This is a genomic window from Nocardia shimofusensis NBRC 100134 (assembly GCF_001613125.1).
GTDB classification, from domain to species: domain Bacteria; phylum Actinomycetota; class Actinomycetes; order Mycobacteriales; family Mycobacteriaceae; genus Nocardia; species Nocardia shimofusensis.
The window spans coordinates 141,791-157,965 of record NZ_BDBT01000007.1 but is presented as its reverse complement, the minus strand read 5'-3'; the positions used below and the strand labels follow the sequence as shown (position 1 = coordinate 157,965).

The following is a 16,175-nucleotide window of genomic DNA, read 5'->3' as shown; positions in this document are numbered from 1 at the left end:
GTCCGGGTGGAGCACACTGGGAGTGCAGCCTTTCGGATTGTGACGCGGTAACCGGTCAGGTCGTTGAACCCCGAAGGAGAATCCCTGTGAACGCATATCCGCCGATCGCGGACCACGGCGTCATCGGCGATCTGCAGACCGCGGCCCTGGTGTCCGCCACGGGCACGATCGACTGGTGGTGCACCCCACGGTTCGATTCGCCGAGCATCTTCGCCTCGCTGCTCGACAGCGAACGCGGCGGGAGCTGCCGGATCAGCGCCGATCCACCGGGGGAGCGGATGATGATTCGTCAGCTCTACCTGTCCGACACCGCGGTCCTGGTCACCCGGTTCATGGCCGAGGAAGGTGTCGGCGAAGTCGTCGACTTCATGCACCCGATCGACAGTCCCCATGCCACCGACAGACACCGGCTGGTGCGGATCGTGCGCGTGGTGCGGGGAACTCTGCCGTTCACGCTGACCTGCCGTCCCCGCTTCGACTACGCGCGCGCCGCGCACACGCTCACGATGCGCGATGCCGCGTGGGCGACGTTCGAAGGGCCCGGCATCGACCTGCACCTGCAGGTGGCAGGCCCGGTGCGACTGGAGGCCGAGAGCAACGATGTCTCCGCACGGTTCACCCTGTCCGAAGGGCAGCTCGCGATGATCGTGCTGACCACCATGGACCACGACGGTCCCGCCCCCACCCCGCCCGAGCCCGACGACGCGGTCGCGGAGTTCGAGGCCTGTCGGCAGTTCTGGCTGTCGTGGTTGCGCTCGTCCACCTACCGGGGGCGGTGGCAGGACATGGTCAACCGGTCGGCGATCACCCTGAAGCTGCTCACCTACGCTCCGACCGGGGCGCCGATCGCCGCGGCCACCATGGGGTTGCCTGAGCAGGTCGGCGGCGAACGCAACTGGGACTACCGGTACACCTGGATCCGCGATGGCTCGCTGTCGGTACGGGCCATGATCGACCTGGGCTTCACCGAGGAGGCGCGCGCGTTCCGGCGGTGGTTGCACGACCGCGTCGACGCGGGCGGCACCCTCTCCGGCGAGTCGTTGCAGATCATGTACCGCATCGACGGTGAACCGCGCCTCGACGAGGAGATTCTGACCCATCTGGAGGGTTATCGGCGCTCGGGCCCGGTCCGGGTCGGCAACGCAGCCGCCGATCAGATCCAGCTCGACATCTATGGCGAGGTGGCCGACGCCTTGGCTCAGGCGTCCGATATCGGCGGTATCACCGGATGGCTGGCCTTCGCGAAGATGCTCGACTGGCTCACCGAGCACTGGGACCGCCCCGACGAGGGCATTTGGGAAACCCGCGGCGGCCGACAGGATTTCACCTACAGCCGGTTGATGACCTGGGTCGCGTTCGATCGCGGTATCTCTCTCGCCGTCAAGCATTCCAGACCAGCCGACATCGCACGGTGGCGGAAGGCTCGTGACGAGGTGTTCACGCAGATCATCGAGCGGGGCTGGAGCGCGAAGCGTCAGGCCTTCGTCCAGCACTTCACGACCGAGGTGCTGGACGCCTCGCTGCTGTTGATGCCTCGCATGGGGTTTCTGGCGCCCAACGACCCGGCATGGTTGAGCACTCTCGACGCGATGGACGAGGAACTGGTCAGCGACAGCCTGGTCTATCGATACGATCCGGAAGCGTCACCGGACGGTCTGCGTGGCTCGGAGGGCACATTCAACCTCTGCAGTTTCCTCTATGTGGAGGCACTGGCCCGAGCGGGACGACTGAACCAGGCCCGATACGCGTTCGACAAGATGCTCACCTACGCCAACCATGTCGGGTTGTTCGCCGAGGAGATCGGCCCCTCGGGTGAGCAACTGGGCAACTTCCCGCAGGCTTTCACCCACCTGGCCCTGGTGGCCGCGGCGATGGCGTTGGACGAGGAGCTCGACCGCGCCGAAAAACGGGCAGGCCACCTCCGCTAGGCGGCGCGGATGGCGGCGACGACCGAGATCACCCGCCCCCGCTGGGTGTTGCTCCCCCTCGCGGCAGCCCAGTTCATCTGCTCCTTCGCCGGCTCGAGCATGAACGTGATGATCTCCGACATCAGTACCGACCTGGACACCACGGTGCAGGGCGTGCAGGTCGCGATCACGCTGTTCCTGCTCGTGATGGCCGCGTTGATGATTCCCTGCGGCAAGCTCACCGATCGGTATGGTCGCAAGCGGTGCTTCGTTCTCGGGCTGGCCGTCTACGGCATCGGCGCCGTGGTCAGCGGACTCGCACCGAACCTGGGCTGGTTGATCCTGGGCAATTCCATTCTCGAGGGTATCGGCACCGCCCTGCTGATCCCGCCCGTCTACATCCTCACCACCCTGCTGTTCACCGAAATGACCTCTCGCGCCAAGGCATTCGGCGCCATCATGGCCATGGGCGGCATCGGCGCGGCCGCCGGGCCGCTGATCGGCGGGCTGATCACCTCCTGGTCGAGCTGGCGGGCGGCATTCGGCTTCCAGGCGTTGGTCATCGTCGTCATCATCCTGCTCAGCCGCCGCATCATCGACCCGCTGCCGCCGAATGCCGATCGATCCTTCGATCTCGTCGGCGCCGTGCTGTCGGCGCTCGGACTCGTCATGCTGGTCACCGGCATCCTGGCCGCCGACGACAACTTCGTGCTGATGGTGGTGTTGCTGACGCTCGGAGCGTTCGTGCTGACCCTGTTCTTCCTCTCCATCCGCGCGAAAGAGCGCGCCGGTCGCGACCCCCTGCTGCCGACCGGTCTGTTCCGCAACCGCACGTCCAATCTCGGTCTGGTCACCCAGAACATCCAATGGCTGATGCTGATGGGAACGTCGTTCGTCGTCGCGGCTTACCTGCAGGTCGTACGGGGCTACAACGCGATCCAGACCGGGGTGATCTTCACCGCGGCCACGGCGGGCCTACTCATCACGTCGTTGTCGGCCGAGCGGTTCGCCCGGCGCCGCGCACCGCGCACACTCATCATGGCGGGCTTCGTGGTGACCATCGCGGGTGTCGGTCTGTTGCTGGGCATCGCGGGCCGGTCCGCCGAGCCGTGGGCGGCCGCACCCGGCTTGTTCCTGATCGGCGTCGGTCTCGGGGTGATGCTGACCCCCTCGGTCACGGTGGTGCAATCGAGCTTCGGAGAGGAACTGCAGGGCGAGATCTCCGGCCTGTCCCGTAGCGTGTCCAACCTCGGGTCCTCATTGGGAACCGCGCTCGCCGGTACCATTCTCGTCGCCAACCTCACCGGACAGGCCTACGCCGCGGCGATGATCACGATCGCTGCCCTCGGATTCGTGGGGCTCGTCGCGGCGGCCATGCTGCCCGGCACGATCCCCGCGGCCTCGGCGTCCGCCGCGGGGAAAGGCCGTTGAACGAACCGGTTCAGACCCGGTCCGGATGCCAGGTCGTCACCGCCCAGATCACCACCACGTCCACGGCGATGACCGCGATCGACCACCACGGGTAGTAGGGCAGCCACAGGAAGTTGCCCAGCAGCGACAGCGCGGCGAGCATCACCGCCACCACCCGCGCCCACATGGCGCCACCCATCAGGGCGAGCGCCGTCACGACGATGAGTATGCCGAGCACGAGGTGGATCCAGCCCCATGTCGTCGTATTGAATTCGTAGATGTAATTCGGACCGGCCACCAGGATCTCATCCTCGGCGATGGCGGAGATCCCTTGGAAGACCGATAGAAAGCCGGCGGCCGTCAACAGCACCGCGGCGCCGATCGAAGTCCCGGCCGCTACGGCCTGCTGTACCGAACGGTCATCAGTTGCCGACATGGTCTGAAGCCTCTCTCCCGGGGTGTGGCCCGACCTCGAGTCCGTGGGCCCACCGGAATGCACGAATTGACGGGGATTCCCCGAATCAGCTGGCTCGTACCGAAGACTGTGCAGCGAAATTCACCACGGCTATTGTAGTCGTGGGTGTCGCGGCTGCCAGGTGGCCACGGCCCAGACGACCACGATGCTCAGCGCGATGACCATCAGTGACCACGCCGGGTAATAGGGCAGCGAGAGGAAATTCGCGACCATCACCAGCGCGGCAACGGCGATGGCGGCGTAGCGGCCCCAGGTGGTGCCGAACAACAATCCTGTGCCGCAGACCAGCCCGATGACGCCGAGAACCACATGGATCCAGCCCCAGGTGGTCGTGTCGAAGGCGTAGATGTAGTCGACGCCGGCGACGTAGATCTCGTCCCCGGAGATGGCCACGGTGCCCTCGAGAATCGAGAGCGCGGCGAGGACCATCAGCATGATCGCCGCGACGAGAGAAATGCCGGTGGCGATGCTCTGTTTCTGCATGGGCTCCGCGGGCGGGGCCGGACTGGGTTGCGATCGGTACGTCACTGCGGTACCTCCTCGGCTGATGCCGGGCCGAAACGGATCCACGGCTCCGGCGCATCATTCCTTCAGGTGAAATCAGACCTGCGGTCCGGCAATTCTCACGTCGAATCAATTCTCGAACGGGCGCCGGGCCGGAAGACGGCGCACGAACCATGACGAACCTCTCGTCGAAGCGTCACCGTTCTCGAATCTACGCCCTGCGTATCGATCTGTGCCTACGAAATCTGGAGTACGGAGCCCTTTACATATACCCCATGGGGGTATATGTTCCGTGTATGTCCCACGCCGATACTCCCAGCGGGCACAGCCACGACGAGGCCCATCACGGCCCTTCCCCGCACGACCACGGCGACGCCCCTGCCGCGATCACCACGCGCGCGCATCACATCGACCATGCCGGGTACGACGAGACGCACGCCGCTCACGACGGCAGCGGAAGTCACGCGGGGCACGATGTGGCGACGTTCCGGCGCCTGTTCTGGGTGATGCTGGTCCTGTCGGTGCCAGTGGTCACGACGAGCATGATGTTCGCCGATCTGCTCGGCTACCGCGTCCCGGGCGGCCTGTCATGGGTCTCTCCGCTGGGCGGGACCGTCATGTACTTCTGGGGCGGGCGCCCCTTCCTCTCGGGCGCCCGCGCCGAGATCCGCGCACGGCAGCCCGGGATGATGCTGCTGATCGCGTCGGCGATCACCGTGGCCTTCGCCGCCTCCTGGGGCGCCACCCTCGGGATCCTGGCCCACGATCTGGACTTCTGGTGGGAACTGGCGCTGCTCATCGTGATCATGCTGCTGGGGCATTGGATCGAGATGCGTTCTCTCGGTGCAGCGTCCAGTGCGTTGGAATCGCTGGCGGCCTTGCTTCCCGACGAAGCCGAACGCCTCGACGAGGACCGGACCGTGACCACGGTGGCTCTCAGTGAGCTCCGTGCGGGCGATCTCGTCATGGTCCGCCCCGGTGGGCGCGTTCCCGCCGACGGCACCGTCGAGGCAGGTGCCGCCGACGTCGACGAGTCCATGATCACCGGTGAGTCGACGCCGGTGCGCCGCGGGCCGGGGGACAGGGTCGTCGCGGGCACGGTCAGCACCGATTCCGGTCTGCGAGTGCGCGTCACCGCTGTCGGGGCCGCCACCGCTCTGGCGGGTATTCAGCGCCTGGTCGCCGAAGCCCAGACCTCCACCTCCCGCGCCCAGGTCCTGGCCGATCGCGCCGCCGCGTGGCTGTTCTGGTTCGCCTCGATCACCGCCGTGGTCACCGCCGTCGTCTGGCTGAGTCTCGGTCAATCGGAGTCCGCCGTCACCCGCACGATCACCGTGCTGGTCATCGCGTGCCCGCACGCGCTGGGCCTGGCCATCCCGCTGGTGATCGCCATCGCCACCGAACGCGCCGCCACGGCGGGCGTCCTGATCACCGACCGGCGTGCGCTGGAAGCCATGCGCACCGTGGACGCGGTCCTGTTCGACAAGACCGGCACCCTCACCCGCGGCGAACCCGCTCTCATGAATGTCGCCGTCGTCGCCGACGCCACCGAGGATGAGGTCATCGCCCTCGCCGCGGCTGCCGAGTCCGACAGCGAACACCCCCTCGGCCGCGCCATCGTCGACGCAGCAGCCGGGCGTGGTCTGCCCATCCCGGCCGCTACCGACTTCACCGCCCGCAACGGCATCGGCGTCACCGCCAGGGTCGACGGCGCCGCCGTCTCGGTCGGCGGCCCCGGCATGCTGGCCGACCACCGGCTCACCGCCCTCCCCGAAACCCAAGCCTGGGCCGAGCAGGGCTCCACCGTGCTGCATGTTCTGCGCGACGGCCGGATCGTCGGCGCGATCGCACTCGCCGACGAGATCCGCCCCGAGTCCGCCCAGGCCGTCGAGGCCCTGCACGCCCGCGGTATCCACGTCGCCATGATCACCGGCGATGCCGAGCCCGTCGCCCGCACGGTCGCCGCACGTCTGGGCATCGACGAGGTCTTCGCCGGCGTCCTGCCCCAGGACAAGGGCGCGAAGGTGAAGTCACTTCAAGACGCCGGTCGCACCGTGGCCATGGTCGGCGACGGCGTCAACGACGCTCCCGCCCTGGCTCGCGCCGATGTCGGCATCGCCATCGGTGCGGGCACCGACGTCGCCGTCGCCTCCGCGGGCGTCGTACTGGCAGGCAACGACCCGCGTTCGGTTGTGTCGATCATCGCCCTGTCCCGCGCGACCTATCGCAAGATGATCCAGAACCTCATCTGGGCCGCCGGGTACAACGTCGTCGCCGTGCCCCTCGCCGCGGGCATTCTCGCCCACTGGAACATCACCCTGCCCATGGAGATCGGCGCCCTGCTCATGTCCGCCTCCACGGTCGTCGTCGCCGTCAACGCCCAGCTCCTCCGGCGACTCGATCTCCGTCCCGACAAGATCGTGCCGACGCCTGTCGCTCACCATTGAGCAGTGCCCCGGCTCCGGCACGACTCCGCGCTGTGGCCGGGGCCTGGCGGGCTTCGGCACAGCGTTGTCAGCAGCGCGCATACTGACAGAGTGAGCGATCGCCATGGCGTTCCTTCCTTCCACATCGACCAGGTTCACCATTCCGAACAGGAACCGATCGTGCGGCTCCTCGACGATCAGGCCGCTTTGCCGGGCGTCGTTCGGATGCGTCGCTGGGTCCGCGACGCGCTGGCCGTTCGGCCGGGGGAGACGGCGGTGGATCTCGGCTGCGGCACCGGCACCGAGGCCGTGGAACTGGCCCGGCTGGTCGGGGAGGCCGGACGGGCGATCGGCATCGATCCGAATCCGTCGCTACTCGCCCTGGCGAGGGATCGCGCGGGCGAGACGCAGGCCGAGTTCATCGAGGGATCGGCCTACGCGCTGCCGTTGCCGGCCGAGGTCGTCGATGTCCTGCGCTGCGAACGGGTGTATCAGCATCTCGACGACCCTGCGCGGGCCACCGCCGAGATCGCCCGGGTGCTGCGGCCGGGCGGACGGGTGGCCGTGGTCGACAGCGACTGGTCGACCGCGATCTTCCATCCGGGGGAACCGCAGGTTCTCGCGGCGCTGCGGGAACGGATGGACTCGGGTATCCCGAATCCCCGTTCCGGGCGGCGGTTGCGTGGCCTGCTGGCCGGGGCGGGCTTCGCGATCGACGACATCGGCTCCGAAGCCGTCGTCTGGGATCCGGTCACGGTGCTTCCCATGTGCCGGGACATCGCCGAAAGCGGTTTCGCGGACGGGGTCGTCACCGCCGAGCAGCGCGATCGTCTGATCGCCGACATCGAAGGCGGGATCGCGGCGGGCGACTATCACTTCTCGGTGACGATGTTCGCCGTGATCGCCCACAAACCCTGACCCGCCCCGCGCGTCAGGGGCGTCGCGGTGATGCGGACAGCGAGCCGGCCGACGACGTCGTGGCCGCTTCCCGTCGGCCTGCCTGCCGCAGCGCGGACATGATCCGCTCCACGAGTTCGCCCAGTCGCTGTTGATGGGCGCCGGCTTAGCAGAGCCGGTCACCCGGATGCGGGCGGTGCCCGAAGTCGACCGACTCGCCGTTCACCAGCAGCAGGTCGATCTCGGTGTGTGGGATGCCGACAGCCTCGACGACGGCTCACATCCAGGCGCGGTCGCGGATTCTACTGCCGATTCATGACAGGTAACCGGGACGCGGCTCGAACCGGCGCAGCCGTGGCCGTGGGAGTGCTTCTGCTCACGACCGCGTCGTTCACAAGCGGTTTCCCGTGCGGGGTGACGACCACCATTCGATGGCTTGACGTTTGCGGCGAGTGGTACCCGAGGAGAAATGACGTTGGTCGGACGAATGGCTCGATATGCAGAATTTCGATTTCCACAGCGATGATCTGGGTGCGACCGAGGAGTTCCTCATCGGCGCATACAGCCCCACGCGTATCCGCAACGACAGTCCATCTCGGTCCAGCGCGCAGATCCGACGCGACATACTCGGCCCGATCAGCGTGGATCGGCTCGACCTCGGCTTCGACATGCGCTACAGCACCGAGCCGCTGGACAAGGTCTGCCTGTGCGCTGTGCGAACCGGCGCCATCGAGGACGCCGACGGCGCCGGCGCCGGGGTTTTCGAGCCCGGCTCGGTGGGGTTGCTCACACCACCTGACCTGCCCTTCGCCGGAGTCGTCCGCTCGGCGAGTTACAGCATCACCATGTTCGATCCCGCCCTGCTCGACCGTGTCGCTTCGGCCGCAGACCAGGCGACACCACTGCGATTCGCCGGGCATCGTCCCGTCGATCCCGCCGCCGGTCGGCGCCTGGCTCACGTGATCGACCACATCCACAATCTCGCCGCTGATCCCGCCACCGCGGGCAGTGAGCTGGCCGCGGCGGCCGCGGCGGACTATCTCGCCGTCACAGTCCTCGACACCATGCCGACCACGGCACTGCTGGAGCCGACAGCCACAGACCGCAACGACGCGCACCCGGACACAGTGCGACGTGCTGTCGCCTACATCGAGACGCATCTGCGCGACGACATCTCCGTGGCCGACATCGCCGCCGCCGCGTACGTCACGCCCCGGGCACTGCAACTCGCCTTCCGGCGCCATCTCGACACCACTCCGCTGGGATACCTGCGCCGGCTGCGTCTGGCGGCGGCCCACGAGAAACTGGCCGCCGCCGACCACGGCGACGGGACCACGGTCACCGGGGTCGCGTTGGAATGGGGTTTCGCCCATCCCGGCCGGTTCGCCATCGCCTATCGCGATCGCTACGGGCGGGCACCGCGCTCGACTCTGCGTAACTGACCCTGTCGTCCGGAAGCCGGCGGAGACGCGCGGTGTGGTCGAAGTCTTCGTTTTCTGTCCTGTCCGCGGGCGAATCGGTCTCTGATCGGACTGACGGGTGCGGCTCGTCGCTGCCAGGCTGGGAGAAGTGATCGCGGACCGATGCCCGGCCGGCCCGTTGACGTCCACGGACCGAGCCCAGGCACTGGAGTTGTGATGACAGGAGAGACGACCATAGGGGACAGAGCAGCGGACGATGTTCGACGACGCGCCGATCTACACCACGGGATCGAGTCCGCGCTGGCGGAACTGAGGCAGATACCGGCGAACAGCGCCGAGGCGCGGGCACTGCGTGAGCAGCTCATCGGCCGAAGCCTGCCACTGGCCGAACACATCGCTCGCCGATACAGCGGCAATGGGGAAACCTACGACGAACTGTTCCAGGCGGCGAGCCGCGCGCTGACCCTGGCGATAGAACGATTCGATCCCACCCGGGGCGAGAAGTTCGTGGCGTTCGCGGTGCCGACCGTCCTCGGCGCAGTGCGCCGGTGCGTCCGGGAGCCCGCATTCGCAATGAATCTCACCCAGCGCGTCCAGGAATTCCAGGCGATCGTCAGGCCCACGGTGGATGCGATGACGCACAGGCTGGCGCGCGTTCCCACCGCCAGGGAAATCGCCGTCCAACTGGAGGTGGACCTGCTGGAAGTGACCCGCGCACTGCTGGCAGGCCATGGCCGTCGCGTCTGTGCCACGGCGCCGAACATCACCGGTGAGGTGGTCTACGACTCGGGATACGACATGATCATGCAGAAATCGGTCGCCTTCCCGCCATCGGCCGTATTGTCCGAGGCCGAACGCTGGGTGGTGTACCAGCGGTTCTTCCGGAACCTGCCGCAAACGCAGATCGCCGAGCAGTTGGGTATCTCCCCCATGCAGGTCTCCCGGATTCTGGCCGACGCGCTCGATCGAATCCGGGAATCAGCGCTGTGAATCCTCGAGGCATCGGCCAGAACTGCGAAGGAGATCATCATGCGTGGTGTCGTCCTGCACGCTCCCGGCGACGTGCGAGTGCAAGACCGAGCGGATCCCCGGATCATCGAGCCGACCGACGCGCTCATCCGGGTGACCGCGACCTGCATCTGTGGGTCGGATCTGTGGCCGTATCGCGGGATCGAGGCGGTCGAGGGCCCGGCGCCGATGGGACACGAGTATGTCGGCGTTGTCGAGGAGATCGGTTCCGACGTACGCACCGTGCGAACCGGTGACTTCGTGGTCGGCTCGTTCTTCGCCTCCGACAACACCTGCGAGATCTGCCTGGCCGGCTATCAGAGCCGTTGCGTGCACGCGGTGGGGATGGGCTCGATCGGCACCCAGGCCGAGCGGGCGCGGATCCCGCTGGCCGACGGCACCCTCGTGCGTGTGCCGGGCGGCGAACCGGCCCCCGAACAGATCCCGCACCTGCTCGCGGCCTCGGACGTGTTGGGGACCGGATGGTTCGCCGCCGTGGCGGCCGAAGCCGGACCGGGCAAGACCGTCGCGGTGGTCGGTGACGGCGCGGTCGGGCTGCTGGCGATACTGGCCGCTGCCCATTTCGGCGCCGAGCGCATCATCGCCATGAGCAGGCACGCCGATCGTCAGGCACTGGCCCGTGAGTTCGGAGCCACCGACATCGTCGAGGAACGCGGTAAGGCCGGGGTGGCGCGGATCAAGGAACTGACCGGGGGACTCGGTGCGCACTCGGTGATCGAAGCCGTCGGCACGCAGGAGTCGATGCAACAAGCGATCCGCTCGACCCGCCCCGGTGGTCATGTCGGCTATGTCGGTGTCGCCCACGACGTGACGCTCGACGGCATGCAGCTGTTCTTCTCGAGCGTGCATCTGCACGGCGGCCCCGCCCCGGTGCGCCGCTTCCTGCCCGAGCTGATCGACCTCATCACCAGTGGCACGATTCGCCCCGGCGACGTCTTCGACCTGAGTCTTCCCCTGGAAGAGGCGGCCGAAGGCTACCGGGCGATGGACGAGCGTCGCGCCACCAAGGTCCTGCTCACCCTGTGACCGTCCGAGTTCGGCTACCCGCCACAGGCCGCGGGCCCACCCGCCCGTGCCCAGGGCGGGAAGGGTAGGCCGGATCGCGGCATTCCGGCGTACATCTGAACGACATGGCGGTCCGCTCGCTCATGCGGGCCGAGTGCGGCGTTAGGCTGCCGCCACGCCCTGATGGGGTGCGCGCCCATCGATCCCGTCAACGTTCTCCGCCGAACCGAAAGCGCCGCGATACATGACCGATGAGCACCCCATGTCCCTGTCCGCCCGCATGATCGTCACCACCGTGCTGGCCTCGATCCTGACCGCACCGGCTCTCGTGCTGCCCGCGTCGGCGACAGCGGCGATGGAGACCACCGCCTGCGGTGCGCCGCTCGCCGCGACGGAACTGGCAGAGATCATCGAACTCTCCGATATCTCCGATATCTCCGATATCTCAGGCGTATCCGACGAGTCGACCGGTCCGGCGCTCGAGCGGTTGGAGACCGCGGTCGAACGACATCGCCGGATCACCGAGATCTTGGTCGAGCATCGGGACCGGCGCGGACTGCTGGCGTTGGGACTCGATGCCGTGGAGCGGTCGGCGGTGATGCCGCTGCAACGGGATTCGGCCGCGTTCGACGACCCGGAGTGGGCGCGCCGGATCAGCCTCGATCTGCTGCTGCGTTTCCTTCGCAACGTGCACGCCGAGTTCACCGGCGCGCCGGCCGATCCCCAGTGGGCCCACTACTTCGACCTCACCCGCCGCTGTGAACTGTCCGCGGCCCGGGTGGCGATGGCCGGCTACAACGCCCACCTCACCGTCGACCTCACCGAGGCGGTGGCCGCGACCCGCGCCACCCCGGCCAACGCGGCCGACTACTTCCGGATCGTGGACGCCATCGCCACGAACGGATTCCTCATCGTCGACCTCACGAAGGCGGTCTACGGAGCCGACCTCGGTCCGCTGTGGCGGTTCTATTTCCTCGGCGAAGGTCTCGACGCGGTACTGGGTGCGGGGGTCGCCACCGGGCCGCTGCTGCGTCTGGCCGACGCGGGAGCCAATGTGGTCATCTTCGGAAATGGCCTGGCCCTGCAGGATCCGGCTCTGCGACCCGCCGTGCGCGCCGAGATCGATCTGCTGTGGCGCTCCGCGGACGCCGCCTTCGATGTCCTCGCGGCCGTCGGCGGCCTCTGAGCTTTCCCCGCCGCGCGGACAGCCGCGATCGGTCGATCACCTCACCCGGCCGTATGCGTGAGGACGGCGGTGGCCAGCTCCTCGTGCACCTCCGGCGGCAAGGTGTGTCCCATGCCCGCCACGATCATCAGCCGTGCCCCCGGGATCTGCTCGGCTATGAGCGCGCCGTGACCAGGCTTGGCCGGTTCGTGGCTGCCCTCGATGACCAGGGTGGGCGCTTTCACCTGGTGCAGCACGCCGACCGGTTCGAAGTCCGGGCAGGCCGCCGCGGCAAGCCGGTGGTTGACCACCGCGGACAGGTCGCGGGCCCGATCGTGGATCCGCTCCTGCAGCCGGCGCGCGGCGTGCTCGTCGAAGGACAGCCCGGTGCCGTGCAGCACGCGCTGCTCGGCGATCATGCTCTCGATGCGGGCCCGCCGGTCCGTCGGCGGCGGGGTGGCGACAAGGGCGCGGTAGAAGGTCACGAATTCCGGTGTCGGCTCGGGCAAGCTGCCCTCGGGCTGCGGTTGTCCCATCAGAGCCCGCATGATCACCTGACCTTCACCGCCACCGAGCGGGGAGGAGCCGATGACGGTCAGCGAGCGGACCCGCTGCGGCTGTTCCACCGCGATGAACTGGGCGAGCAGCCCGCCCGCGGAGTGGGCGACCAGGTGCGCGCTGTCCAGGCCGTGGGCGTCGAGGACGCGGTAGACGTCGTTCTTGACGTCGTGCCAGGTGTAGGGCTCGGCGGCGAAGTCCACGGTGTCCGACAGGCCGGTGTCCCGGTGGTCGTAGCGGATCACCCGGCGGCCTCCGGCGACGAGACGGTCGACGAATTCCTCCGGCCACAGGATGCCCTGCGACATCGACCCCATGATCAGCAGGATCGGCGCGTCCGCCTCGGCGCCGAACTCTTCGCTCCAGATGGTCGATTCACGCATGTGTCGTACTCCTTCTTCGGTGTTGCCGGCACGCGAGCGATCGCTCCGCGCATTCCACATCAGATGTAGTACTCTGCGTGAAGTGATTGAAACTTAGTACTACAGATGGAGTGGTGTCAAGTGGTCCGTACCAATCCCGAACGCCGCCAGGCGTTGTTGGACGCGTCTATCGAGGTCCTGGCCCGAGAAGGGGCCCGCGGCCTCACTTTTCGCGCGGTGGACAAGGAGGCCGGAGTGCCCGCCGGGACCGCCTCGAACTACTTCGCCAACCGCGACGCGCTGCTCGTCCAGGTCGGTCACCGGTACTACGAGCGACTGATCCCCGACGAGACGGCCATGGCCAAGCTGCACGGGCCGCGCTCGCGCGAAACCGTCACCGAACTCATGACCGAGGTCGTCGACCGTGTGACCCGTTTCCGCACCGGCTATCTCGCGATCCTCGAACTCCGGCTGGAGGCCACCCGGCGACCGGAACTGCAGGCCCTGCTCACCGAACGGGTGCGAGCCGACCTGGACTTCAACATCGGCAACCATCTCGAACACGGGATGCCCGGCGACGAGAACACCGTCGTACTGCTGTACCTCGCCCTGAACTGGCTCATTCTCGACCGACTCACCCTGCCCGGCGTCTTCACCGACGAAGAGGCCAGGGAACTGGTGCGGATGGCGGTGGAACGCGCGATCGCGCCGGGAGTTCCCGACAACGCGTGACGTGTTGTGCCGGGGTTCTGTCGGGACCGCGGAGTACGCTCGCACGCGTCGCCGCAGCGGGGGATCAGCACTGGAGGTCGGCCATGGAGATCTTGCTCGGAATCGGTACGCGCAAGGGGTTGTTCCTGGCGCGCAGTGACAACGCGCGATCGCGCTGGACGGTGGATCCGCCGCAGTTCCCGATCGCCGATGTCAAGGCATTGGCGATCGATACCCGGCGGAACACGCCGCGGCTGCTCGCCTCGGTGCTGGACAGTCATTTCGGGCCGACACTGGTGACCAGCGACGATCTGGGCCGGACCTGGAGCGAACCCGACGACGCGCCGCTGGCTTTCCCCGCGGACACCGGGGCCGCGTTGCAGGGAGTGTGGCAGATCGCGCCTGCGACCGAGGCCGAGCCGGACGTGGTGTACGCGGGGGCGGAACCGTCGGCGCTGTTCCGCTCGGCCGACGGCGGCAAGACCTTCGATTTGGTCAGGGGCCTGTGGGAGCACCCGCATCGCGCGGAGTGGATGCCCGGCGGTGGCGGGCTGGCACTGCACACAATCCTTCCGCATCCGACGGACAGGCAGCGGATCGCGGTCGCCATGTCCACCGGCGGCGTTTATCGGACCACCGACGGCGGGGCGTCGTGGCAGCCGACGAACAAAGGGATCACGGCCGATTTCCTGCCCGGCGAACTGCCGGAATGGGGACAGTGCGTGCACAAGGTCGCCGTGGACGCCGAGACGCCGAGCACCATGTACCTGCAGAACCACGGCGGGGTCTTCCGCACCACCGACGACGGGGCGAGCTGGCATTCGATCGACGGCGGTCTGCCCCCGTCCAATTTCGGATTCCCGATCGTCGCGCACCCGCGACGTCCCGGCGTCGTCTACACCTTCCCGCTGGTCGCCGACATGGAACGCTTCCGATTCCCGCCCGACGCGCGTTGTGCGGTCTACCGCAGCGCCGACGGCGGCGAGACCTGGTCGGCCAGGACCGATGGCCTCCCGCAGATGCCGTTCTGGGCGGCAGTCATGCGCGACGCCATGTGCGCCGACGACGCCGACCCGACCGGGATCTACTTCGGCACCCGCAACGGCGAGGTCTACTGCAGCCCGGACGAAGGCGACCACTGGCACCTGGTGGCCGACAAGCTGCCCGACGTACTGTGTGTCCGCGCCCGAGTCATCGGCTGACGCCGTGGCCCGCGTGCGCCTGCCCTCGGCTCTGCGGCCCTACGCCGGAGGCGAGAAGGAACTCGATGTCGACGGCGCGACACTGCGTGACGTGCTGGATGTGCTGCGGGAGCGTTCTCCCGCGCTGGAACGCAGGCTGCGCGACGAGCGTGGCGAACTCCGCCGGTACGTGAACTTCTACGTCGGCGACGACGAATGCCGGACACTCGACGGATTGGACACCCCGCTCGCCGACGGAACCGAGCTCATGATCATCCCGGCGGTCGCCGGCGGATAGGCGGTATGCCGGCGGATAGGCGGTATATCGTGCGGATAATGAGGTCCGATCAGTCCGGCGGGGCCCCTCCGGCGGTGCCGGACGATCGTGCACGCGGGGTGTCCGACAGTGCGGCAGGGGAGTCCCAGCGTGCGCGGACGGCGGCGAACAGGTCCACGCACACCGCCACGAGGTCGGCGGGGTCGTCGCGACGCCCGTCCATCAACCAGTCGACGAGCAGGTGATTGACACCGCCGACCAGCGCCGTCGCGGCCAACCGCTCGCTTCGCGCGAGGGTGCGGTTGCCGTCGGCTGCCCACGTGGCCATCACTGTGTCCACGAAATCGCGCAGCACCCGGTGGCGGCGCTGTTCCATTTCCGGTGAGACGCCGACGACTTCGATGAGCACCACCCGCGCGCGGCGCGGGTCGTCGGTCAGGTAGCGGATGAAGGCCTCGAGCCCAGCCGCGGTGAGTGCGTCGAGATCGGGCTCGGTGCGGGCGAGCGCGTCGGCCGTCACCGTGCGCATCGCCTCGGACAGGCTGTCGTACAGCGCGGCAAGGCAGACCTCCCGTTTGGGGAACGACTCGTAGAAATGCCGCTCGGTGACCCCCGCGCCACGGCAGATCTGCTTGATCGAGGCGCCCGCGTAGCCGGAAGTGCCGAACTGCTCCAGCGCGGACTCGAGAATCGCGGCACGACGTCGGCGCACGCGTTCCTCGGGCGCGATGCCCGAGTACTTCCGGCCGGAGAGCTTCGGGCCGGAGGGGCGCGGGCCGGGGCGGGTCATGAGCCTTTCCTTTCTGCGGACGAGGTGCAATACTAGCCGCGCCGATTTCGACAATCA

General features: G+C 67.9%; 15 protein-coding genes and 1 pseudogene. 11 read left to right on the top strand and 5 right to left on the bottom strand.

Annotated features, from left to right (window positions below; translation table 11 throughout):
* Positions 1-86 precede the first annotated feature (86 nt).
* Together NS3_RS10185 and NS3_RS10180 are read left to right on the top strand one after the other, a co-directional pair.
* Positions 87-1,928, top strand: a complete 1,842-nt coding sequence (locus tag NS3_RS10185; RefSeq protein WP_067857275.1) for a glycoside hydrolase family 15 protein — start codon at positions 87-89, stop codon at positions 1,926-1,928.
* Positions 1,929-1,937: 9 nt separating this feature from the next.
* Positions 1,938-3,338 (top strand): MFS transporter, encoded by a 1,401-nt coding sequence (locus NS3_RS10180; RefSeq protein ID WP_067857271.1) that lies wholly within the window; start codon positions 1,938-1,940, stop codon positions 3,336-3,338.
* Between the two features lie 10 nt (positions 3,339-3,348).
* On the opposite strand, the gene NS3_RS10175 is transcribed toward NS3_RS10180, so the two are convergent.
* A complete protein-coding gene (locus NS3_RS10175) occupies positions 3,349-3,753 on the bottom strand; it encodes a DUF7144 family membrane protein (protein ID WP_067857268.1) in 405 nt (134 codons plus the stop codon).
* 129 nt (positions 3,754-3,882) lie between these two features.
* A complete protein-coding gene (locus tag NS3_RS10170; RefSeq protein WP_067857265.1) occupies positions 3,883-4,275 on the bottom strand; it encodes a DUF7144 family membrane protein in 393 nt (130 codons plus the stop codon).
* 317 nt (positions 4,276-4,592) lie between these two features.
* Here NS3_RS10170 and NS3_RS10165 point away from each other — a divergent pair, with 317 nt between their 5' ends.
* The gene (locus NS3_RS10165; protein WP_084495282.1) at positions 4,593-6,743 is read left to right on the top strand and encodes a heavy metal translocating P-type ATPase; all 2,151 of its coding nucleotides are present in this window, start codon (positions 4,593-4,595) and stop codon (positions 6,741-6,743) included.
* Between the two features lie 90 nt (positions 6,744-6,833).
* Positions 6,834-7,640 carry a methyltransferase domain-containing protein gene (locus NS3_RS10160; RefSeq protein ID WP_245649550.1) on the top strand — a complete coding sequence of 269 codons (807 nt, stop codon included), beginning with the start codon at positions 6,834-6,836 and terminating at the stop codon, positions 7,638-7,640.
* Between the two features lie 151 nt (positions 7,641-7,791).
* On the opposite strand, the pseudogene NS3_RS28395 reads toward NS3_RS10160, so the two are convergent.
* Positions 7,792-7,893 (bottom strand): annotated as a pseudogene (locus tag NS3_RS28395) (ubiquitin family protein); the annotation flags it as partial.
* Positions 7,894-8,116: 223 nt separating this feature from the next.
* On the opposite strand from NS3_RS28395, the gene NS3_RS10155 reads away from it, so the two are divergent.
* From NS3_RS10155 to NS3_RS10140, 4 genes are all read left to right on the top strand, one after another.
* Positions 8,117-9,061, top strand: coding sequence for an AraC family transcriptional regulator (locus NS3_RS10155; RefSeq protein ID WP_067857260.1), 945 nt, complete (start codon positions 8,117-8,119; stop codon positions 9,059-9,061).
* A 141-nt stretch (positions 9,062-9,202) separates the two neighbouring features.
* Complete coding sequence (locus tag NS3_RS10150; RefSeq protein WP_084495280.1) at positions 9,203-10,030, top strand: sigma factor-like helix-turn-helix DNA-binding protein; 828 nt, start codon at positions 9,203-9,205, stop codon at positions 10,028-10,030.
* A gap of 39 nt (positions 10,031-10,069) precedes the next feature.
* Positions 10,070-11,095, top strand: coding sequence for a zinc-dependent alcohol dehydrogenase family protein (locus tag NS3_RS10145; protein WP_067857255.1), 1,026 nt, complete (start codon positions 10,070-10,072; stop codon positions 11,093-11,095).
* A gap of 241 nt (positions 11,096-11,336) precedes the next feature.
* Positions 11,337-12,260: a DUF5995 family protein gene (locus NS3_RS10140; RefSeq protein ID WP_174550452.1), complete on the top strand. Its 924-nt coding sequence runs from the start codon at positions 11,337-11,339 to the stop codon at positions 12,258-12,260.
* A 41-nt stretch (positions 12,261-12,301) separates the two neighbouring features.
* On the opposite strand, the gene NS3_RS10135 is transcribed toward NS3_RS10140, so the two are convergent.
* The gene (locus NS3_RS10135; RefSeq protein WP_067857252.1) at positions 12,302-13,180 is read right to left on the bottom strand and encodes an alpha/beta fold hydrolase; all 879 of its coding nucleotides are present in this window, start codon (positions 13,178-13,180) and stop codon (positions 12,302-12,304) included.
* Between the two features lie 120 nt (positions 13,181-13,300).
* On the opposite strand from NS3_RS10135, the gene NS3_RS10130 reads away from it, so the two are divergent.
* The 3 genes from NS3_RS10130 (at position 13,301) to NS3_RS10120 (ending at position 15,349) form a co-directional block, all read left to right on the top strand.
* Positions 13,301-13,891 (top strand): TetR/AcrR family transcriptional regulator, encoded by a 591-nt coding sequence (locus NS3_RS10130; protein ID WP_067857249.1) that lies wholly within the window; start codon positions 13,301-13,303, stop codon positions 13,889-13,891.
* An 83-nt stretch (positions 13,892-13,974) separates the two neighbouring features.
* Positions 13,975-15,072 (top strand): WD40/YVTN/BNR-like repeat-containing protein, encoded by a 1,098-nt coding sequence (locus NS3_RS10125; RefSeq protein ID WP_067857247.1) that lies wholly within the window; start codon positions 13,975-13,977, stop codon positions 15,070-15,072.
* 4 nt (positions 15,073-15,076) lie between these two features.
* Positions 15,077-15,349 carry a ubiquitin-like small modifier protein 1 gene (locus NS3_RS10120; RefSeq protein ID WP_067857245.1) on the top strand — a complete coding sequence of 91 codons (273 nt, stop codon included), beginning with the start codon at positions 15,077-15,079 and terminating at the stop codon, positions 15,347-15,349.
* A 49-nt stretch (positions 15,350-15,398) separates the two neighbouring features.
* On the opposite strand, the gene NS3_RS10115 is transcribed toward NS3_RS10120, so the two are convergent.
* Positions 15,399-16,118: a TetR/AcrR family transcriptional regulator gene (locus NS3_RS10115; protein ID WP_067857243.1), complete on the bottom strand. Its 720-nt coding sequence runs from the start codon at positions 16,116-16,118 to the stop codon at positions 15,399-15,401.
* Positions 16,119-16,175: the final 57 nt, after the last annotated feature.